This window comes from Siphonobacter sp. SORGH_AS_0500 (assembly GCF_002838835.1).
Lineage (GTDB): Bacteria > Bacteroidota > Bacteroidia > Cytophagales > Spirosomataceae > Siphonobacter.
Window position 1 is genome coordinate 49,319 of the sequence record NZ_NHPP01000002.1, and the last position, 22,675, is coordinate 71,993.

14 protein-coding genes and 1 tRNA gene are annotated in these 22,675 nt (G+C 45.9%); 6 read left to right on the top strand and 9 right to left on the bottom strand.

From position 1 onward, the window contains the following. Positions 1-3: 3 nt before the first annotated feature. From BWI96_RS02305 to BWI96_RS02315, 3 genes are all read left to right on the top strand, one after another. Positions 4-3,171, top strand: coding sequence for an efflux RND transporter permease subunit (locus tag BWI96_RS02305; RefSeq protein ID WP_106635089.1), 3,168 nt, complete (start codon positions 4-6; stop codon positions 3,169-3,171). After that, entirely contained in the window at positions 3,164-4,600 is a 1,437-nt protein-coding gene (locus BWI96_RS02310; protein ID WP_106635346.1) for a TolC family protein, read from the top strand. The genes BWI96_RS02305 and BWI96_RS02310 overlap by 8 nt, the downstream gene beginning before the upstream one ends. A gap of 163 nt (positions 4,601-4,763) precedes the next feature. Then, complete coding sequence (locus BWI96_RS02315) at positions 4,764-5,363, top strand: hypothetical protein (protein WP_198555124.1); 600 nt, start codon at positions 4,764-4,766, stop codon at positions 5,361-5,363. A 552-nt stretch (positions 5,364-5,915) separates the two neighbouring features. Here the strand turns inward: BWI96_RS02315 and BWI96_RS02320 are convergent. The 8 genes from BWI96_RS02320 to BWI96_RS02350 all read right to left on the bottom strand — a co-directional run bounded on the left by BWI96_RS02320 (position 5,916) and on the right by BWI96_RS02350 (position 16,353). Continuing rightward, positions 5,916-6,908, bottom strand: coding sequence for a LacI family DNA-binding transcriptional regulator (locus tag BWI96_RS02320; protein ID WP_106635091.1), 993 nt, complete (start codon positions 6,906-6,908; stop codon positions 5,916-5,918). A 123-nt stretch (positions 6,909-7,031) separates the two neighbouring features. Next, complete coding sequence (locus tag BWI96_RS02325) at positions 7,032-7,910, bottom strand: carbohydrate kinase family protein (RefSeq protein ID WP_106635092.1); 879 nt, start codon at positions 7,908-7,910, stop codon at positions 7,032-7,034. Positions 7,911-7,921: 11 nt separating this feature from the next. Beyond that, the gene (locus tag BWI96_RS02330; protein WP_106635093.1) at positions 7,922-9,112 is read right to left on the bottom strand and encodes a glycoside hydrolase 100 family protein; all 1,191 of its coding nucleotides are present in this window, start codon (positions 9,110-9,112) and stop codon (positions 7,922-7,924) included. A 12-nt stretch (positions 9,113-9,124) separates the two neighbouring features. Beyond that, positions 9,125-10,465 carry an MFS transporter gene (locus BWI96_RS02335; RefSeq protein ID WP_106635094.1) on the bottom strand — a complete coding sequence of 447 codons (1,341 nt, stop codon included), beginning with the start codon at positions 10,463-10,465 and terminating at the stop codon, positions 9,125-9,127. A gap of 72 nt (positions 10,466-10,537) precedes the next feature. After that, positions 10,538-11,002: a TonB-dependent receptor gene (locus BWI96_RS21810; RefSeq protein ID WP_232793545.1), complete on the bottom strand. Its 465-nt coding sequence runs from the start codon at positions 11,000-11,002 to the stop codon at positions 10,538-10,540. After that, positions 10,999-13,164 carry a TonB-dependent receptor domain-containing protein gene (locus BWI96_RS02340; RefSeq protein WP_198555125.1) on the bottom strand — a complete coding sequence of 722 codons (2,166 nt, stop codon included), beginning with the start codon at positions 13,162-13,164 and terminating at the stop codon, positions 10,999-11,001. Before BWI96_RS02340 ends, BWI96_RS21810 begins: the two co-directional genes overlap by 4 nt. Positions 13,165-13,784: 620 nt before the next feature. Further along, positions 13,785-13,858: transfer RNA gene (locus BWI96_RS02345), tRNA-Pro, on the bottom strand. A gap of 134 nt (positions 13,859-13,992) precedes the next feature. Then, on the bottom strand, positions 13,993-16,353 hold the full coding sequence (locus BWI96_RS02350; protein WP_106635347.1) for a M1 family metallopeptidase: 2,361 nt from the start codon (positions 16,351-16,353) through the stop codon (positions 13,993-13,995). Between the two features lie 319 nt (positions 16,354-16,672). Here BWI96_RS02350 and BWI96_RS02355 point away from each other — a divergent pair, with 319 nt between their 5' ends. The 3 genes from BWI96_RS02355 (at position 16,673) to BWI96_RS02365 (ending at position 21,762) form a co-directional block, all read left to right on the top strand. Then, complete coding sequence (locus tag BWI96_RS02355; RefSeq protein WP_106635095.1) at positions 16,673-19,507, top strand: TonB-dependent receptor; 2,835 nt, start codon at positions 16,673-16,675, stop codon at positions 19,505-19,507. A 61-nt stretch (positions 19,508-19,568) separates the two neighbouring features. Then, positions 19,569-21,242, top strand: coding sequence for an IPT/TIG domain-containing protein (locus tag BWI96_RS02360; RefSeq protein ID WP_106635096.1), 1,674 nt, complete (start codon positions 19,569-19,571; stop codon positions 21,240-21,242). Between the two features lie 103 nt (positions 21,243-21,345). Next, positions 21,346-21,762, top strand: coding sequence for a hypothetical protein (locus tag BWI96_RS02365; RefSeq protein ID WP_106635097.1), 417 nt, complete (start codon positions 21,346-21,348; stop codon positions 21,760-21,762). 531 nt (positions 21,763-22,293) lie between these two features. Here the strand turns inward: BWI96_RS02365 and BWI96_RS02375 are convergent. Further along, positions 22,294-22,527, bottom strand: coding sequence for a hypothetical protein (locus BWI96_RS02375; RefSeq protein WP_106635099.1), 234 nt, complete (start codon positions 22,525-22,527; stop codon positions 22,294-22,296). Positions 22,528-22,675 lie beyond the last annotated feature (148 nt).

The window sequence follows — 22,675 nt, forward strand, 5'->3', positions numbered from 1 at the left end:
AACATGTTTAAACAGTTCATTCATAGACCAGTACTTGCTATTGTTATATCGTTGGTAATCGTATTTACGGGTATCCTTGCGATCAATAGCTTGCCTATTTCCCAATTCCCTGAAATTTCACCGCCAATGGTTATCGTTCGGGCTTCTTATCCCGGAGCGAGTGCCAAAGTATTAACGGAATCCGTACTGATTCCAATGGAACAGGCCATTAACGGCGTTCCTGGTATGAAATACATGACTTCCGATGCCACCAGTGCGGGGGAAGCTAACATTCAGGTAGTTTTTAACTTAGGAACTAACCCTGACCAGGCGGTTTTGAACATCAACACCCGTATTGCTCAGGTTCTGAACCGTTTGCCCGTTCTGGTTCAACGGGAAGGGGTAATTGTAAACCGGATTGTTCCGAACATGTTGATGTATGTCAACTTGTACAGTAAAGATCCGCACGCCGACATGAAGTTCCTCTTCAACTTTGCCGGGGTGAACATGATTCCCGAATTACAACGTCTGAACGGGATCGGACAGGCGAGTATCCTCGGTAGCCGTCAGTACGCCATGCGTATCTGGCTGAAACCCGACCGGATGCGGGCCTATAATATTTCGGCTGAAGAAGTGATGGATGCTCTGGATGAGCAGAGTGTGATTGGATCACCCGGTCGTTTGGGCCGAAGTGATGGAAAGCGGGCTGAAGCACTCGAGTACGTATTGACCTATCAGGGTCGCTTTAACGAAGTAGAGCAATATAAGAACGTAATCGTACGGGCTAACCCTAACGGTGAAATTCTGTATCTGAAAGACGTAGCCAACGTAGAGTTAGGTAGTGAGTATTACGATATTTACTCGAACCTGAATGGCTATCCTTCCGCCGCTATCGTGCTCAAGCAGACCTACGGTAGTAATGCGAGTGATGTAATTAAGGAAGTAAAAGCTAAGCTGGACGAACTGAAAAAATCATCCTTCCCTCCCGGAATGGATTATAAAATCAGCTATGACGTATCTAACTTCCTGGATGCTTCCATTGAAAACGTAATCCATACCCTGCGGGATGCCTTTATTCTGGTAGCTCTCGTGGTGTTCATCTTCCTTGGGGACTGGCGTTCAACGCTCATTCCAACCATTGCCGTTCCGGTATCGCTGGTTGGGGCCTTTATGTTCATGCAGCTCTTCGGGCTGACCATTAACATGATTACGCTTTTCGCCCTGGTATTAGCGATTGGTATCGTAGTCGATGATGCGATTGTGGTGGTGGAGGCCGTTCACGCCAAGATGGAGGAAGAGCACTTATCGCCCTATAAAGCGGTGAAAAAAGTACTTAACGAAATCAGCGGGGCCGTAATCGCCATTACCTTATTGATGACGGCGGTGTTTATTCCCGTAGCCTTCATGTCGGGTCCGGTGGGTATCTTCTACCGTCAGTTCTCGATTACCATGGCTACGTCTATCGTACTTTCTGGTCTGGTGGCCTTAACACTGACGCCAGTGCTTTGTGCGATGATCCTGAAAAATAATCACGGTAAGCCTCGGAAGAAAACCATCCTTAATCGTGGTCTGGATGCTTTTAACCGTGGTTTCGATAAACTAACGGGTAAGTACACCGGTCTGCTTCGACTGATTGTCAATCGTCGGGTGATCACCTTCGGTATTTTGTTAGCTTTTGGTGCCGGTATTTTCGGTATCAGTACAACACTCCCTTCTGGCTTTATTCCGAGCGAAGATCAGGGGATGATTTATGCGATTATTCAAACGCCTCCAGGTTCTACGCTGGAACGGACGAATGACATTGGTCGCAAATTGCAGGCAATTGCCGAAAAAGTTGAAGGAATCGAATCGGTATCAGCACTAGCAGGTTATGAGGTATTAACGGAAGGTCGTGGTTCTAACGCCGGTACCTGTTTGATTAACCTTAAACCCTGGTCGGAACGCAAGCAGACGGTAAACGAGATCATTTACGAACTTGAAGAAAAAGCGAAGGTAATCCCTGGAGCGACCATCGAGTTCTTCGATCCCCCAGCCGTTCCTGGATACGGTGCTGCGGGTGGGTTCTCGCTGCAATTGTTAGATAAAACGAACTCTGGCGATTATCAGCAGCTTCAGAAAGTGAGTAACGACTTTATGGCGGAGCTGAAAAAACGTAAAGAACTGACGGGTCTGTTCACCTTCTTCAGTGCGAACTATCCCCAGTACGAACTGGAAATTGATAACAAACTAGCCATGCAGAAAGGCGTCTCGATTGGCAAAGCCATGAACACGCTGTCCATCCTGATTGGTAGTTCGTATGAATTAGGTTTCATCAAGTTCCAGCGTTTCTTTAAGGTGTTCGTGCAGGCTGGTCCAGAATATCGCCGCTTACCCGACGATCTGATGCAGCTCTACGTGAAAAACAACCGCGATGAAATGGTGCCTTTCTCGGCATTCATGAAGATCAAGAAAACTCAGGGAGCCAACGAGATTAACCGCTATAACATGTACACAACTGCGGCCTTCCGGGGTGCTCCAGCGAAGGGATATAGTAGTGGTGAGGCCATTAAAGTGATTCAGGAAGTAGCGGCAAAAACGCTGCCCCGGGGATTTGACATTGATTGGGCAGGTCTATCCAAAGATGAGGTGGTTCGTGGAAATGAGGCGGTAGTCATCTTCCTGATTGTATTAGCCTTCGTTTACATGGTATTGGCAGCTCAGTACGAAAGCTTTATCCTGCCGCTGGCCGTTATTTTCTCACTGCCCGCCGGGATTTTCGGATCCTTCCTGTTAATCAAAACGATGGGTCTGGCCAATGACATCTATGCTCAGGTAGGTCTGGTCATGCTGGTAGGTCTGTTAGGTAAGAACGCCGTGTTGATTGTAGAGTTCGCCGTCCAGCGACACGAGCAGGGGGTAAGCGTTTTTGAAGCCGCCATTGAAGGAGCAAAAGAACGTTTCCGCCCCATTTTGATGACCTCTTTCGCATTTATTGCTGGTCTGATCCCTCTGGTTATTGCTACCGGTCCTGGTGCCATCGGTAACCGTACGATTGGATCTTCAGCTCTGGGAGGTATGCTTTTCGGGACCGTATTCGGAGTAATCATTGTGCCCGGCTTGTATTACATCTTCGGCAGTATTGCCGCTAAGCGTAAACTCATCAAGCATGAAGACGAAAATCCCCTCACTGAAGAAATTGAACATCATGGTTAAAAATAGAATTGTTCAGTACGTAGGGATTACGCTGTTCACCTTACTGTACACAACGGCCTGTAAAGTACCTTCGCTGGTACCAAAAACCGAGAATAGAAAAACCCCTGCGAGTTATAACAACTCGCAGGACAGTACCAACACTGCTCAGTTGAAGTGGAAGGAATTCTATAACGATCCTTACCTGACGGCCCTGATTGACACCGCCCTGCATAATAACCAGGAGTTAAATATGGTGTTGCAGGAGATTGAAATTTCCCGGAACGAAATCAGAGTCAGAAGAGGGGAGTACTTACCTTTCGTTGGCTTGAAAGCCGGAGTAGGTGTGGATAAAGTGGCCCGTTATACCAACATCGGAGCAATGGAAGCGACTACGGAAATGAAGCCCGGTCGTGCCATGCCTGATCCGGTGCCTGACTTCCTGGGAGGAGCGTATGCTCGCTGGGAAATTGACATCTGGAATAAGCTGCATAATGCTCAAAAAGCCGCAGTGAATCGGTATCTGGCGACGGTTGAAGGTAAAAACTTCGTCATTACTTCCCTGGTTGCTGAAATTGCCAACTCCTATTTTGAGTTGCTGGCTCTCGATAACCAGTTAGCGATCCTGAAGCAGAACATCGACATTCAGACCAACGCTCTGGAAATTGTTCGCTTGCAGAAGCAGGCTACGCGGGTAACGGAATTAGCCGTTCGTCGATTTGAAGCTCAGGTATTAAATACACGCAGTTTGCAGTATAAAATTCAGCAACAAATCACTGAAACAGAAAACCGGATTAACTTCCTGCTGGCTCGTTATCCTCAGCCAATTCCCCGTAACGATGATAGCTTCAATCGCTTAACCCCTCAGGCCATTCAGGCGGGTTTGCCTTCGCAGTTATTAGCCAATCGCCCCGACATCAAACGGGCGGAACAGGAACTGGCGGCAGCCAAACTGGATGTACAGGTAGCGAAAGCTCAGTTTTATCCCTCGTTGGGAATCAGTGCGGCTTTGGGTTACCGGGCGTTCAATCCGGCCTATCTGATTAAAACGCCCGAGTCAATTCTGTATTCGCTGGCGGGTGAATTGGTAGGGCCATTGGTAAACCGGAATGCGATCAAAGCAACCTACGCCAATGCGAACGCAAAACAGATTCAGGCCGTTTATAACTACGAGAAAACCATTTTGAATGCCTATTTTGAAGTAGCCAATCAGATGGCAAAAATCGGTAACCTGGAGCAGAGTTACAGTTTGCAGGAAAGAGAAGTGGAAGCTCTGACGCAGTCAACGGCCATTTCCAATGATCTGTTTCAGGCCGCTCGTGCCGATTACATGGAGGTGTTATTAACCCAACGCGATGCCCTGGAATCGAAGTTTGAATTGATTGAAACCAAAAAGCAGCAACTGAACGCCATGGTAAATATTTACCAGGCTCTAGGCGGTGGCTGGAATTAGGTTTGTTTAGAAATAGTTTCCCAAATGCCCTGCTGAGAAGCAGGGCATTTTTTATTTATAATCAAAACAATAGCTTTCTGTCGTGACTCAGTAATGCTACCTGAGATCGCCTCAGCGATGCATAGCTGCCAATTATTCTATTACAGGGAATGAAGGGTTATCTTTGAGTGATCAACATAACGTATTACTCGTGAAGTTACTTTGTTTATTACCCCTTGCCTTCCTAGCAGCCTTAGTGGCCTGCACGCCGACGAAAGAAGAAGTCTGTTCAAAAATTGATGAAGCCATTCGGGCCAACATGGAGGACATCGCCGAAACCTATCAGCTTTCCCTGGCTATTTTCGATATCAAGACCGTCGCTTTCGATACGATCAATGAAAACCAACTCGACCGCATGCGATTGGCTACGAATGAAGTGTATACTAAGGTATTCTGGAATAAATACCAGGATCAAAAAGAGAGGATCGAAGAAAAGCTTAATGAAGTAGAAGCCGATCAGAAAAGGGGTGTACAGCCTACGGCTGCTCATAAGATAGAAATGGAAGACGCAGCCAAGCGAATGATTATTCTTTACGACTCTCTGAAACATTACCTAACGATAGATTCCACCCTACAGGCCCGCATTAAAACGCGTCAGGACACCAGCAAAACGTATTTGTATAGCAGAACCTATAACAAGTATAGGCTCGGAGGAAAGTTAACTATGGATACGAGTCGGTATGTGATTGATGAAAAATATAACGTGGTTCGGTTGATGAATTAAAAAAGAGGAGTGAGTTTAAAGGAAACTAAAATATAGAAGGCAAAAGGATGCCTGAATAGGTATGGTTAACTAATTCAAAAAGATCTGGTAAGCGACACGCCCTCATGTAAAGGTTGAAGAAATGTAAGCTGTTGCGATTGTTGGGTAGCATCAATTTTAGTAAACTGAATTTTTTTTACGTTTGTTAGATTATTCGCAAACGTTTCGATATTCCATTTTTTTAAGTAGTTAGGCATCCAGTTGATTCAAAAATCAATCATACTTACCATGGTAGTATGTGGGCTTTTATTCCAACTTACTTACGTTAGCTGAGTATATACTTTAATATTTCTATCAGGTTGGTAGATTAGTTTAAATGTAAAGGGCATACTCCCATTAGTTAAACCGTAATTATATGCTGGTTTCTAGTAGCGGATATACTGAAGTTAAAAGACTGCTGCCAATTTGATTCCAGCTGAATGAATCTGTGTAGAAATAGAATGAATGTGCCTTAAACTAGTAGATTCACTATTAATAGCGAAGTAAGACAGGTAATAATTTCAAGAGAGACAGTTACAGCGTCCCCCCAGACACATACACAGATTCTACCATCCACTGCTGAGCGGTTAGCCCGTAATGCATGCATTCAAACATAGCGGCAATCGCTTGTTTTCCTAGTTTGCGACCACTGGTTTCTACGTAGGAAACTTCGGGATAATAATTCTGAGGAATGGTGCCGTCGCTGATCGCAATGATGCCTACCTGAGTTGGAACCTGAATGCCTGATTGCTGAACCGCTTTTAACACACCCAGAAGAATTTCATCGCTCATGGAAAAAATGGTATCAAAGGAAGCGTCCGAGGTAAGCATCTGATACGTTTGTTGATAGGCGTGCGTCTGACTGGTGACTTCAAGAGCCTGATACGCTACGCCTTGGCTTTCCAGTTCATCGAGGAAAGCCTGCCGACGAATCATGGAAATGGACATGTTATGATGACCAAACAAAGCCAATACTCGCTGTTTTTTCTGGGCAATGAGTGCCTGAGCCGCCAGACGAGCCGCCTGTTCATCGGCCAGGCATACCTTAAGACAAGGTTCCCAGGTAGGAACCTTGTCGAAAAACAGAACCGGAATGGAATGTTCAGCTAGCTTGAGAAAGGCACTAATGTCTTTGGTTTCGGACGTCAGAGAAGCGAAGATTCCAGCTACTCGATTTTCCTTGCATACCTTCAGATTAAATAACTCCATAACCGGATCATCCCCGGACTGCAAAATCAGCAGCGAGTATCCCTGCTTTTTCACTTCTTCTTCCAGAGATGCCAGAAAGAAATTATAAAAATAGCTGGATATGGAAGGAACTATCACCCCAAAGAGCTTGCTCTGATTGGTCCTTAAGTTGACGGCGTAGGTATTAGGTTCGTAGTCGAGTTCGGCTGACAATTCCCACACTTTCTTTTTAGTGGCTTCAGAAATATCCGGGTGGTTTTTAAGTGCTCGGGATACGGTACTGATACTCAGGCCTAAAAGTTCAGAAAGTTTTCGTAGTGTGGTAGGTTCAGCTTTCATGAGGATTGTATCTACAATTTACGCTACTCGTCAGTAGGTATAAATCGTTTCGAGCGGAAAGAAATTTATTTTGTAAAATAGTGCAAAATAAATAAAATTTAGCACGATACAATCACACTCTACTTAGAGTATTCCTCTCAATCGCTGGGAGGCAGTATCAATACCCTGCTGAACGCATATGGCCAGAGGACTATTTCGTAGATACGCCTTAACGAAGCCCGCCCAGAACGCATCGCCCGCCCCCGTAGCATCTTTAATGTCGGAAATAGCTTGAGCAGGTAAGTATTGCCAGTCTTCCTGAGCGTGTTTGTACCACACTCCATCCCCGCCGCAGGTAAGACATACTACGTTGGACTGGAGATTGGACAAGTATACTTTCGCCTGCACAATGCTCATGGGCTCGCCCGTCATTCGGCTTACATCGTCGAGACTGAATTTGAACAAAGGTTTAAACATTTGTAGCTTCTCCAAAGTCTGGCGGGCCTCCTCAGGATTCGCCCAGATTTTTTCGGAGTAATTCCAGTCAATCGATACCGGAATGCCTCGCTGAGCGGCTTTGTCGAAAGCCTGTAAAATGGTGTCACGGGCGGGTTGCTGGCTCAGGGCAAAGGCAGAGGTATGCAGTAGGCCTGCTGGCTCAATCAAATCGTCGGTAATGGGAGCAATCTGAGCATCGGCACCCCGATACGGTATAAAATCGGGCGTACCCTTCGTTCGGCCTACAACGATGAGTGACGTGGCGTGCTGAGCCATCGTCGCTACATATGAGGTATCGAGGCCAATGCTTTGTAAATGATCGAGCAGTTGACGGCCCAGTCCATCTTGACCCACTGCAGCAACCAGTCGCGTTGGAACCTGATAAGTATGAAGGAATCGGCAAAAGTTTGCAGCACTTCCGCCAGGATGAAGGCCAAGGGAGGCCGCCTGTCCCAAATGATCTACATATTCACAGCTAATGGCGTCTATTAGTAATTCCCCTATAACAAGGACGTAAGATTGCATGAGTTAGTGGATTAGATAAGCGAAAAAGAAAATCCAGATAAGCTTAGTTCGGCAATTACGGCTCCGGCGGCACTCCAGGTACAGAGCGGAACGCCAATGGGGTCCTTGCTTAACCCGTGTAGATTTTCGTAAAAACCGAAGGAAGCGGCGGAGGTATGTTTGTGATTGGCTCGGTGGATGTATTCGGTTACCTGCTGGGCCAATTCTACTTCCTGACAGGCCATGAGTCCAGCAACGAGGAAGCCGTTCCAGACGGGCCATAACCCCCCGTTGTGAAATTCATGGGGAAAATTCCTGAACCCATAGGCGTGATTATGCCGGAGTTCCTCCATGAAAAAAGTATCTTCTTCAATGGCCGGAGAAAAGGAAGCTAACAAATCCTGCTGGGACTGCAAAGATGACCGGATGAAGTTGATCAGGGTCACCTTTTGATCCGGCGTACCCAGTCCCAAAAGCAGAGCCAGAGCGTTAGCCTGTAGATCGAACTGCGGATAGATTCGGGCGGGATTGAACCCCAACAACCAGTATGGTTTCTGCACTAACGGCATTTGGTGCACCATATTGGCGGCATATAATCCGGTAGTACGCTCACTGTACCAGAAATTGACTTGCAGAAGTGAGCGAATCTGCTGAGCTTTTTCACGATAAGCCTGATCATGGTAATAGGCTGCCGCCAGCTCCAGTGCCCAGAGTCGAAGCAACTGGTCGTATAAAATGTAGCCGTGTTGAATGTATTCGTCGGCCCAGTCGCCACTTTGGGGGACGTAGATCAGACCTTTTCCGTTGAATTCCCATGCCTCCAGTACTGCCAAACACTTTTGCACCTGGGGCTGGTATTGGTCGGCCAGGGTCGTATCCTCCGTATGAAGCGTATAGAACAGCAGGCCAATCACCGCCCAGGAAGGATTGTCGGCCCGGCCAACGGTACCGCCGTAGCTAACAGCGTTTGTACCGGGCGTAACGTTGCTGGGCATAAACCCCACCGGATGCTGATGATCGAACAAGGTCTGAAGGGTCGCCTTCGCCGTTTGGATCAGGGCAGGGTCCTGACTGGCCAGGGCGGCCAGACTCGTGATGACGCCGTCGCGGGTCCAGACGCGTTTGTAGTTGTCGTGTTCATGAACGGCAGCGGTAAATCCCGTTGGGGTTGCCGCTTGCTGCAACAAGTGCAGACTGCGTTCGTAATCGGAAATAGATAGCATGAAAGCAGTTAATTAGCGTGAAGCATACGCCAGTTCTGGCTGGCGGGTGCGGCCCATTTTCAGCGTGAGGGTCAATGCCGCCGCTATTGTAATCAGTACGCCCGCAAAGTAGATGGCATATACGGGATTACCCTGGAGCACATACCGATAGATGTAGCGAAACGTCAGGGTTTCCAGCATCATTGGCATCACAATGAACATGTTGAGGATACCCATATAAATGCCCGTCTTTTCTTCGGGAATGCTTCCGGCTAGAATGACGTACGGCGTTCCCATCATACTGGCCCAGCCAATTCCGAAACCAATCATTGGCAGAAAGAGCAGGGAGGTATTGGAAATCAGTGGTAGTACCAGCAAGCCAACTCCTGCCAACAGCAAACTCAACGTGTGGATACCCACTGGACTGATTTTCTTGGCTAGCCAGCCCAGCAGGAAAGCCGTACAAAACGTCACAATGTTATAGGTGGCATTGACCTTCCCCGTTAGTAGCTGAGCCGAGCTAAAAGCCAGTGAGTTAGGGTCCTGGGTATTGAAAATGGTTTTGGCCAGACACAACGTGATGAATTGCCAGTAAACAAACATGGCGTACCAATTGAAAAGATAGACCACCCCCAATCGCCGCATCAGCGGAGGCATGTCCTGAAAGGCCTGAGCAATGTCCCGAAAAATATAACCGATGCCGTGATGGGTTTCTTGTTTAATCTGTTGAATCTGCTGTTCGGTTAAGGGGTACTCTTTCGTCGTAAAAATTGTGTAAAAGACCGAAGTAAGGGAGGCCACGGCCCCAATGAGAAAGGCCGCGTACGTAGAGTAGGTAATGTGATTGCTGCTGCGGCTATTTTCAAGAATCAGCCCCGAAGCGACCAGCAAACTGGGCGTCAGGTTGGCCAAGGTAATGCCCAGGCCGGTAAAAAAGCTTTGGGTTAAAAAACCCGTAGCGTGTTGGGAGGGTGGAAGTTTATCACTGACGAAAGCCCGGTACGGTTCCATTGTGATGTTATTAGCCGCATCCAGAATCCACAGTAAACCCGCTGCCATCCATAGTGTTCGGCTGAAAGGCATCAGGAGTAGGCAGATGCTACAAAAAATAGCCCCGATCATGAAGTAAGGAACCCGTCGGCCAAAGCGGCTGATGGTTTTATCGCTCATGGCTCCTACGATGGGCTGGATGATTAACCCCGTCATGGGACCAGCCAGATTTAACAGGGGAATATCATCCGGATTGGCTCCCAGGTAGGAATACAGCGGTGTCATGTTGGTTTGCTGTAATCCAAAACTGTATTGAATGCCGAAAAAGCCCACATTCATATTGATGATGGACCTGAAACTGAGCGAGGGCTTAATGAATGCCATACGTGCTGGAAGGCAAGGGGGGTGAAATGGAGAAAAAACGGGCGGAGGACGTTCCCCCCGCCCGGTAAATACTCAGAAAGTTAATAATAAACTGGCTGAGATGGTACGACCCGTGATGGATCGTGCCCGAACAATATTGGTAGCGTTATCCGTAATGGAGCTGTCTTCGGCCTCCGTCAGCCCCAGTGTATTGGTAATGTTGTTGCCACTGATGGTTCCCGTGAGGAAAGAGCTGAATCGGTAGTTGATGTATGGATTGAAAATAACGTATCCTCTCATCTTTAACTGATTGACATCCTGCGTATACGAACCTGCCGTTCCAATCGTACTTACACCGATGGACAAGGGACCCGCCGTATAGCTGGGCAGAAGGGTAAAGATAAAAGGAGACTGGCGGCGGGGGAAGTTACCCTGATTAGCACCCTGCGTAATTTTAGCGTCGGTCAGTGTAGCACTGGCATTGATCGTGAAGGCTTTGGACAGCTTCACAATGGTTTCAATCTCCAGACCAAACGAGCGGTAGTGGTTGGCTATCACTCGCTGAGTAGTGGCTTCAAAGCCCCCCTGCTCGTCACGCGAGAGTAAAAAGCGGTCACGAATAATCCTCCGAAGCCCAGATTTCCTTTATAGCCAAGTTCTGCCTGATCAATCTGATCTTTCACGCCACGGATGCTTCCGTCAGCCAAAACGTTGCTAGTGAAAAGAATCCGGTCAGCTTTCGTAGTGGCACCGCTGCTGTAACGGGCAAACACCGACTGATTTTCCTGAAGTTTGTAATTGGCTCCCAGCGAGAATGAACCGTAATTGTACTTATAGTTGACGGGTTTAGTGCTAGCGTAGTCAATAGAGGCCACTTTTTCTTCTGAGGCAAGAATGACGCCGTCATTGTTCATATCCTTACGTACCGTAGTTCCCCCGCTATAGGTACCGTTAACCTGACCAAAGTCCCAGCGTACACTGGCATCAACGTTGAGGGATGGCGTAACTTCCCAGGAGCCACTTACGTAAGGAGCAGACATATTGTAAGCCGTGTTATAGTCCCGTTGCAGATTTCCCCACAAGGGTACACCATAAGCAAACTGGCCGTTTTGCGTAAGTCGCGTGCCACTGGCATTCGTAATATCCAGGGGCCGAAGTCCCTTGCCTGACAGGGTAGTCAGGTAAGAATTCCACAGCCAGGACATGGCAATATTCTGGTATGCTTTATAGAAACCAAACGTTACAGAACCTGCTCCAAAATCTTTCTTCAACTTGAAGTCGTTAACGAAATTATTAAGGTTGTTCAGCTCCACATCGAACATGTGAATAATCATGGCCCGACTACCCGTAAAAGCAGTTCCTGTAATGGCGTCAGTCAGTCGTGCATTGTTCAGATTCCAGCCCTGAGCACCTGCAATTGCACTCAGCATAGATGATGTACTACCCGCTGTGCCCGGAAAAGGAGAGATGAAACGGCCACTATTGAGTGAATAACGAGCCCGGCTCTCGATGGACCAGTTTTCGCCCAAATCAAAGCTAAACTCTGCACCAACCGAAGAAGAGACGGGATGCATTCCATCGGCTACGTTAGCCTGACGTAATTCGCCGTTTACGCCCAAACCCAAATCATGCAGTAGGTAAGGACTCTGTAAGGATCCGTGCTTGGGATCAAATCCCTCTAAGGCGGAATAGGTAGGATGGCTATTCGTTCCAGTTACCTGGATAGGCATGGGCATGTACGAAGCAGCCCGGTCATTAAGGTACTTAGCGTATAGACGAACATACCCATTCGAGAAATTTTTCGTCAGGTTCATTTTAAGCTGACCGCCGTTGTTGGCAGTAAAACCAGCCGTCCGAGGCCCTTGGCCGAGTCGGTAGAAGCCACCTACGTTGAAATGAAAACCATTGCCGATAGGAGATCCATAGTTAAAATCCGTACGGAAATTACCATAATCAAGACCCGCACTCATGCCGATGCTTCCTTCCTGCTTCTGACCCGTTTTACTGATAAAGTTGATGATACCAGCGGGTGAGTTTGTTCCCAGTGTAGAAGCGGAACCGCCGCGAATAGCTTCCACCCGAGCCAGCGTCTGATCCGCTCGCAGGAAGATGTCGGAAGTAGCAAAGGCAATATCTCCGAACTGCAATACTGGCAAACCATCTTCCTGAAGTTGCAGGTATTTCGAACCCCCTGAAGAAATGGGGACACCCCGAACAGTTATGTTGGTGTTACCTTCACCTCCTGAGGCTTCAGCTTTAATACCGGGAATGGTACGAAAGATTTCAGCCGTAGTACGAGGCGATGACTTCTGGATATCGTCCACTTTAATCGTACTGATCGAGACACTGGAGGTCAGCTTGGAAACCGGATTCGCTACACCAGTAACTACTACAGCGGATAATTCGAGTGGATCATCCTTAAGAACAACGACCAAATTAGGAGCCGTTCCCGAACTTAAATCAACTACTCGTTCCGTAGCGGTATACCCCGAATAGGAAAACTTAAGCCTGACATCCTTAGCGGCAGGAAGACCTTCCAGAGTAAAGTTTCCGTCCTGGTCAGTAATAAAATATTTATTGTCAGGTAACAAGACAATAGAGGCACCAATGAGGGGTTCATTTTTGGTGCCCAGTACCCGCCCTTTCAGAGTGGCAACAACTGATTGTGCGAAACTGGTATATCCCCCGAGGAGCAGTAGAGTAAATAATAATTTTTTCATTTTTTATTTCATTTGCCTAAGGGGAGCAAATAGAATAAAAAGAAAAATATAATTAAAACACGTTTTTGTTAAACTTTTCTGCAAACGTTTGCGGAAATGATTTCGCAAACGTTTGCAGTTTGAATTTTTTTATTGCATTTAAAAAAGATGAATTAGACTTGAAGTGAGAAAAACAAGAAGACTAGTCTTCGCTTATCTTTATTGATAAAGAACAAGATTTTTTGGTCTGTCAGTACAATGAAATAGGCCGTAACAACTATGGTTTTTTCAGAAGGATGAAAGATGTGATCAACTCCGAAGCAAACCTTACAGAATCGACATTCATTTTGTGTAAGTTCAGAATTCGCTTCAGAAAGGAATAGAATCTGGGCTCAGCATTCCATTTTTATTAGCTATTCCTAGCCAACCTTCTGCGAAGAGTAAAGGCCTTAAAAACAAACAGACCCACCCATTGCTGAGCAGGTCTGTTTTTGTAAAGTCGGGATGGCGGGATTCGAACGCGGACGGCTAGTTGCGAACGGCTAGTTCCACGACCCCTTACACCCCATGCCAATAAGAAGAGTAAACGTTATAAAAACAAACAGACCCGCTCATTACTGAGCAGGTCTATTTTTGTAAAGTCGGGATGGCGGGATTCGAACCCACGACCCCTTGCACCCCATGCAAGTACGCTACCGGACTGCGCCACATCCCGAAAATGTGGGTGCAAATATAGGGGTAAAAATGCCCTTTCCGCAACTTGAGCCCGATAAAAATTTCAAAAAAAAAGTGTCCCGAACTTGGTTCGGGACACTAAAGGGTTGATTACCACCTTGTAATCAAAGAAAATTAATTGCGACCTCCAACGGCTCCGCTGGCTCCCTGACGCTGTTGTTGCATCGGGTTTGGTTGCTGAGAGCCTCCCTGACGTTGTTTGTACATCTGGAAACGGGTCGGTTGGGCTGCCTGACGGGGGTAGCTGTTGTTCTCGGTATCAATGTCGGCAATCTCCAGGAAGGGATCGAGCGTCCATTGAGCTACTTTTTTATCCGTTGGAATTACCTTTTTGATGCTGACATCGTTCATCCGCCAGATTTCAGCGGGGAAACGGAATACTTCCGTCGTGCCATCTTCGTACTTCGCCTGAAGAATAACGGGCATCGGAACGCCTCCCTTGTTTTTCAGACTCAAGGTATAGAAATTCTTACCGGACTCTAATAACTTACGTTCGTCGTCAGATAAAGTAGCCAGGTAATCGGCGTATTTCTTTTTGTCGGCTTCAGTAACGGCATAACGGTCGTAGCTATTATAGAAATCATTCATCGCCGGATTGGCTTCAACCACGGTCTGTTTGATGTCTTTTTTATTCCGTTGTACGGCCATCGTTTGGCGTTTCTTTTCATCGGCAGCTTTCTGAGCAGCCTTGGTGATGGCTGGGTCCATGGCATCAATGGCAAACCATTCTACTTCCGCTAAATCCTGATCAACGGGTTCAACGCCGTAGAACCAGCCTTTCCAGAACCAGTCCAGATCTACACCGGAAGCATCTTCCATCGTACGGAAGAAATCCGCAGGTGTAGGATGTTTGAAGGCCCAGCGACGAGCGTATTCCTGGAAGGCGTAATCAAATAATTCACGACCCATTACCGTTTCCCGCAGAATGTTCAGAGCAGTGGCAGGTTTTGCGTAAGCGTTAGGACCAAACTGCATGATGTTATCCGAAGAAGCCATGATAGGCACCTGCGTGTTAGGAGCGGATTTCATGTAATCAACGATATACTGAGGCTCACCACGACGGCTGGGGTAGTTACGATCCCATTCCTGCTCGGCCAAGTACTGGCAGAAGGTATTCAAACCTTCATCCATCCATGACCACTGACGCTCATCGGAGTTCACAATCATGGGGAAGAAGTTGTGACCTACTTCGTGAATGATAACGCCAATCATCCCGTATTTTACAGACTCTGAATACGTTCCATCGGGCTCAGGACGACCACCGTTGAAGGAAATCATGGGGTATTCCATTCCACCACCGGGTGTTGCGTGGCAGGAAATAGCCACAGGGTAGGGGTAAGGAATCGTACGGGCAGAGTAACTCTTCAGCGTGTGAGCAATTACCTGAGTCGAGTATTTTTCCCAAAGAGGATTCCCTTCTTTCGAGAAGTAACTCATGCAAAGGATGTCTTTACCCTGTACGTTCGTCATCATGGCATCCCAGATGAATTTCCGGCTGCTGGTAAAGGCAAAGTCACGAACATTATCGGCTTTGAAAACCCAGGTTTTTTTGCCCGTTGCCTTGTTCTTCTCAGCGGCTACGGCTTCTTCCTGCGTAACGATCAACGTAGGCTCCTTGAAGTTTTTCTTCGCTTTGTTCAGGCGATCCATCTGCGTTTTGGATAACACCTGCGAATAGTTCTGGCACTCGCCCGTTGCTCCTACGATGTGATCGCTGGGGGCAGTGATGGCTACTTTATAATTTCCGAAAGGCACGGTGAATTCACCCTGACCCAGGAATTGCTTGTGTTGCCAGCCGTTTACGTCGTCATAAACCGCCATGCGGGGAAACCAGTGAGCGATGAAGTAATTGTAGTTACCGTCTTTGAAAAACTCATAACCCGAGCGACCATAGTATTCCGTGATGTTGTAATTCCATTCGACCGAAAAACTAACGGATTGATTGGGCTTCAAAGGCGTAGGTAAATCGATCCGCATCATGGTGTGGTTAGTCACCGTGTGCAGCGGGTTCCCTTTCGCGTCTTTGATCGAAGTGATGTTATAGCCGTACTCTTTCGTCGACGTACCCGCCAGCTTCGTTAACTGACCTGCTGACATACCCTGTGGATTAACCCCACCCAACTGCGTTGTGGCTCCGATGGCGTCTTTCTTGAACAGGTTCTGATCCAGCTGAATCCAGAGGTAAGGCAGATCGTCGGGAGAATGGTTAAAGTAGGTAACCGTCTCCGTTCCGATGATGCGTTGGTTGGCATCATCCAATTCTACTTTAATGTCATAATCAGCCCGTTGCTGCCAGTATTCTTTTCCTGGAGCTCCCGAAGCAGCACGCGTCGAGTTGGGGGTAGGCAGGGCGGTGCCGAGTTGTTCAAATCGCGTGTTCGCATTGAACTCCGCTGAGGGAAGATTGCCCCGTTGGGCATACACTGAAGACCATCCTGCACAAAAAACGCCGATGGCCAGAATCAATCGTCTCATCCGTGATGAAGCTAAATTAGGTGAACAGTGGTCGAAATATACAGAAAATTTGGCAAAAATGAGCAAAAGGCAATGAGCCTTCGGCCACTTGGACTTTTTCTGCGACAACTAGATAAAAATAGGATTAAAAATAGAGCCTGCTAGCCCTAAGTGGTTCTAAGCCAAGAGGCTATTGTATTACCAAATTGTTAACTGACCCTGCTTAAACTTCACTTTCTGTTAAAACTGCCGAAAAACTCAGGTAATACGCCCGAACGAATTTTGCACCAGCAAATACCAATATCGAAAACTAAAATTTATGAAACCCTCAAAGACGATTATGCAACGTCTAATTTTTACCTGGTTCCTTTCCCTGACCGCACTGGTCACCATGGCCCAAACGGGTAGTATCCGAGGTAAAATCAACGATGCTAAAAGCAAAGAAGGCATCATCGGTGCAACGATTCGAATCGATGGCACTAACCTGGGAACACAAACCGATGTAAGCGGCTCGTTTGTGATCAGTAATGTTCCCACAGGTACACACAAGGTTTTTGTGACGTACATTTCTTACCAAACCCGTGAAATTCCAAATGTTCGCGTAGAATCCGGAAACACAACCGTTTTAGAGACGGAATTAGTGGAAGAAGGTAAAAATCTTTCAGACGTCGTCATTCGGGCGAGTCGGGCTACTAACACAGAAGTAGCTGTTATTTCCGAAATCAAACAATTCAAACCCATTGCCGTAGGTATTTCTTCCCTGCAAATCCAGAAATCACAGGATCGCGATGCGGCTGCGGCCATTCGTCGGGTTCCCGGTGTATCTATCGTAGATAATCGTTTCGTGATGGTTCGGGGTTTGAGTTCCCGTTACAATACGGTAATGGTGAATGAAATGATTACGCCTTCGTCAGAAGTAGACGTGCGTGCCTTCTCATTTGACCTTATTCCCAGTAATATCCTGGACCGCATGATTATCTTCAAATCAGGTGCGGCTGAGTTACCCGGCGATTTTGCCGGTGGGGTTATTAAAATATATACCAAGAAAAAGCCAGATAATAACTTTACCGATGCTGGTTTCACGGTAGGATACCGAGCCAATACTACATTTCAAAGTGCTCAAACGCATGATCGGGGCAGTTTGGCCTGGTTAGGTTTATGGGATAAGAATCAACAAATTCCAACCAGTTTCCCTGCAACGGCTAATGGATTTAATGCCCTCAACGCCGCTTCACGGGCTTCTTACGCACAGTTATTCGCTAATACCTGGGGTCTGAATAACATTGCCGTGTCTCCCGACATTCGTTTTGCCTTTAATATGGGTCGCCGGGTTGACATTGGTGACAAGCGTCTGAGCAGTTTAACGAGCGTGAACTACTCGATGACAAATCAGTTAGCAGATATTCAATTGAATATCTATAATAACGGTGCATCGGTAAATGATTTCGCTGAAAAGAACATGGACCATAGCTATCAGCGTAATACGCGTTTAGGCGTTTTACAAAACTGGGCTCTGCGTTTTAACCCTAACTTCACATTAGAGTGGAAAACTTTATTTAATCAGTTAGGGAATACAGAAACGGTTATGCGGGAAGGTAAAAACTTCTCGATTGAGCAAGATCGTCTGAGTTATTCAGAACGTTTTGAAAACCGTAGTATCTTAACCAGTCAGCTTTCTGGCGAGCACCAGATTGATGAGCAAACAAAACTGGACTGGATGGGTGGTTTTGGTTTCACTGGTCGTTGGGAGCCTGACTGGAAACGTGTTCGTTACATCCGTCCTTCGGATGGCAGCCAGCCTTTTACAGTATCTACTCCTAATGATCCTTCTCCGCAAGAATCAGGACGTTTTTGGTCTACGCTTCATGAATACGTATATACAGGTTCGGCTAACTTCCAGAAAAAATTAGGTAACCCTGCCGATCGTGAGCCTGCCGTAATTCGTGCCGGTGCCTATGTTGAGCAGAAGAATCGTGATTTTCATGCTCGTTTCTATGGTTATCAGCGTTTAGGTAACGTTCAGAATATTGCTAGCCAAGGTATTGGACAGGTATTTAGCTCTGCCAATGTAAACGGTGGCGACGGTGCTTACTCTATGCTGGACGGTACAAAACCTACCGATGCTTATAACGCAACGAATACTTATGCTGCGGGTTACGTAGGTGGTGACATCAACTTCTCTCCTAAAACCAGCTTAACGTTAGGTTTCCGCGGTGAGTATAACATTCGGAAATTAAGTAATGTGCTTCAGTCAAACCTGGTGAATCAGTCGGTATTTAGCCCACTTCCTTCGGCTAACTTCACCTACAAACTGAATGATAAGCAAAATGTACGGTTAGCCTATTCTTATACAGTGAACCGTCCTGAGTTTCGTGAGCAGGCTCCATTTAACTACTTTGACTTCGCTCTGAATGCAGATATTCGAGGTAATGAAACGCTGGTTAACGCACAGATTCAGAACATCGACGCGAAATGGGAATTGTACCCTAGCGATGGGGAAGTAATCTCGATAACTGGTTTCTATAAAGATTTCAAAAATCCAATTGAAAGCTTCCTGATTCCTCAGGTAAATGGATTGGCATACACGTTCATTAACTCGAAAAGTGCCATGAGTTATGGTCTGGAGCTGGAAGCAAGAAAGTCATTGGCTAACTCAGGTAGTGAATTTCTTAAAAACCTGACGTTGGTAGCTAACGTATCACTGATCCGAAGTAAAATCAAATTAGGTGATTTCGTAACGGCTCCCGGTTTGAGCGGAGTAGTACAAACCATCGACATTCGCGGCCTTACGGACACGGAGCGTCCGATGATGAACCAATCTCCTTACCTGGTTAATGCTGGTGTTTATTATGCAGATAAAAAAGGATGGCAGGCTAACATTCTTTACAACGTATTCGGTCCCCGGATTTTCGCTGTAGGAAACGTAGATAGCCCAACGATTTACGAAATGCCTCGTAACGTCATTGACCTGAACGTAAGTAAGACCTTCAACAAGAAATGGGAGTTACGTCTAGGAGTACAGGATCTGTTAAACCAAGCCGTTCGCCTGGAACAGGACTTCAATCGTAATGGGAAAATTGATGGAGGTAAAGAGCAAACCATCCGTAGCTTCAAGAGAGGCAGTTATAGCACGCTTAGCGTAGTTTATTCTTTCGGCAGAACCGTTATCCCTTAATAAACAAGTAAGACTAGATTAGTTAATCAAACCTTTCCACAAGTCAAAACCCTTATTGACTATGCAATTGTTCAAACGAGTAAATATTGTCATTCTGGCCCTGTTTTCGACGGGGATTACGTTGACAAGTTGTAACAACGACAAGTCTCCAGAACCAGCATTAAGTATCACGGGAATCAATCCAGCTTCTGCTCCTGTAGGAACAGATATCACAATCTCAGGAACTGAATTCGGCACCAGCACTTCAGCCGTTACGGTAACTTTCAGTGGAAACGTAAGTGCCACGCCTAAAGCGGTTACTTCTACCAGCATCACGACAACAGTACCCGCAGGTGCTCAGGACGGTCCTGTTACAGTTAAAGTAGGTGATAAAACCGTAACGAGCTCTACGAGCTTCACATTATCGGCAAAAGCAGTACAGGAAGTTTCAGGACGTATCACTGCTGATCAAACCTGGACTGCCGATAAAGTGTATCTGTTGAAAGGCTATGTATATGTAAACAGCGGAGTAACCTTAACGATTAAGCCTGGTACGGTTATCAAAGGTGGTGGTAAAGATTTAGATCCTAACGGTCGTGCAGCTACGTTGATTATTACTAAGGGTGCTAAAATTATGGCTGAAGGTACCGAAACACAGCCCATCGTATTTACTTCTTCAAAAGCTGCGGGTTCTCGCTACTACGGTGACTGGGGTGGAGTTGTTATTGCCGGTAACGGTACACACAACCAGATTACTCAAAAGGATTTCGAAGGTGGTATTGAAGGTAACCTAGCTCCTAGTGCAAGTTTAGTAGCTAATGACAATTCAGGTGTCTTGAAATATGTACGTATCGAATTTGCTGGTGTAGCTCTGTCTGCACAGGCTAACTCTGAAATTAACGGTCTTACTTTATACGGTGTAGGGTCAGGAACAACGATCGATTACGTTCAGGTTTCTTATAGTGGTGACGATTCATTCGAGTGGTTCGGTGGTTCTGTAAATGCTAAACACCTGGTAGCTTACCGTACCTGGGATGATGATTTCGATACAGATTTTGGTTATAACGGTAAAGTACAATACGCTTTAGCACTTCGTGATCCTGAGTTTGCGGATCAATCTGGTTCTAACGGTTTTGAATCTGACAACCAGTCTGGTGATGGTACAAACTCTGGTACAGCTCCAGAACCTTATACTGCACCTGTTTTTGCTAACGTGAGTGTCTTCGGAACGAGTGGCACACCTACAAATGCTACGATTAAAGGTAATGGTGGATTCCAGTCTGCTATGCACTTACGTCGTGCCACTTCTTTGAGCGTATTTAACTCTCTGTTTGTTGGTTTCCCTGAAGGTTTGCGTTTAGATAACGCAACTACTTTGCCAAGCACAGTGGGCAACCCTTCACGCATGCAGATTCGTAAAGTAATCCTGGCTAATGTAAACACAGACGTTCGTGGTGCAAATGGTCTGACTGATACTGAGGCAAAAACCTTCTTCAATACGACAGCTTTCGCTAACCAAATCATTGCTGCGGCTAACGTTTCTACGCTGTCGCTAAATGATAGCAACTGGAAACTGGATGCTACGGTAAACTTCCTGCCTAAAACGGGATCTCCTTTATTAACGGGTGCCGTTTGGACAGATAAAGCGTCTGACTCTTTCTTCACGAAAGAAAATTTCATTGGAGCTTTCGGAACTACAAACTGGACTGCTAACTGGACCAACTTCAACCCACAGAATACAAACTACGATAAATAGTCATTACGGATTTTTCATATTGGTGTTGCTCGAAAAGCCGGAGATTCTGTCTCCGGTTTTTCTTTTACTTAAAGAAAATGCGAAACTCTTAACTAGATAAATAATGTGGAAATCTTTCTTTAAAATCCTGATTAATCTCTACTTCTGTTTGTTCGTATATGTAGTTTTTTCAGTAGGATCTGATACTAAATACGGTGGAGCAGCAGCCTATGTTTCTGAACCAGGAACGTACGCTTTAGGGGGACATATCCTATCTGTTTATTTATATACCGTTCTGTTATTCTTTCCAGCTTATCTGGTGATACCCGCTATGTATCATCTAATAGTTTATCGCTTTAAGATTCAATCGCTTTGGGCTTTAGTGATCGGAGCGGGTATTACTGGAAGTATAGGAGCATTCGTATTCTTGACTCTTAAGTTAATAAAAAGTAACTTTTGGTTAATAGATATGATAGGGCTGGGAATAACAGGTTTGCTGTATGGACTGATAGATGGTCTTTGGGTAAGGAGAAAGAATTAGTAATTAAAGCCATTTTAAAGCTACATTTAGCCATATAACGATGGGGAAAATATTTTTTAAGGTATTGATAGCCGTATTAATCACCCTTTGGTTTCATGCTTTAGTTTACCATAGATTGATAGATAGATTACACAAAACATATGAAATAGATTATTTAAATGATTCGTTGAGCACATTTATAGTTTTTGTTTTTTATGGAATGCTACTCTTTTACCTGTTTCCTATAGGGACATTTCATAGTTTAATTAATTACTTTAAAATAAAGAATAAATTTCATTATGTTATTTTGAGTATGGGGTGTTTTGGGTTCTATGGAACCATTTTATTTTTCCTGACACGTGAAGGCAAATACTATACTGTGACTTTAATATCCTGGCTAATGGCAGGCCTTACATACGGCATTATTTATTCATTATGGCTTAAGAAATATTTGAGGTTTTGGAAAATTTAATAGCTTAAAATAAGTTATAAACCAGAAACTCCGGCAGAAAACATGTCGGAGTTTTGCGTTAATAAAAAAGAAAATGTCACTTAATCCCCTGCATTCTGCGAATACAAGCGAGGTTGAGCGTCCAGTTCAGCCTGAGGGATGGAGCAGATGATCTGGCCGCTTCGAACTAAGTCGTGCCAGCGGGTACCTACGTCGAATTCTAACGGCTGATGATGATAGTTAAGTCGGTTAATCGGATTTTGGGTTACGTCTGCGTATTTTTTGAAGAAGGAACGACTTTTGGTAACGCCATTGATAAGTATAACCTGACACAATGTGGAAGCTAAGTATGCTGATTCATGGCAAGAGACAGCGTAGGGTGTGCTAGCATCAATACAAATGGGAGAAAGAAGCAGGGACGGAAAAAAAGAGCGTATATTTTGAGGATTACCTGCTCAGTATCAGTAAAAATGACTACCTTTG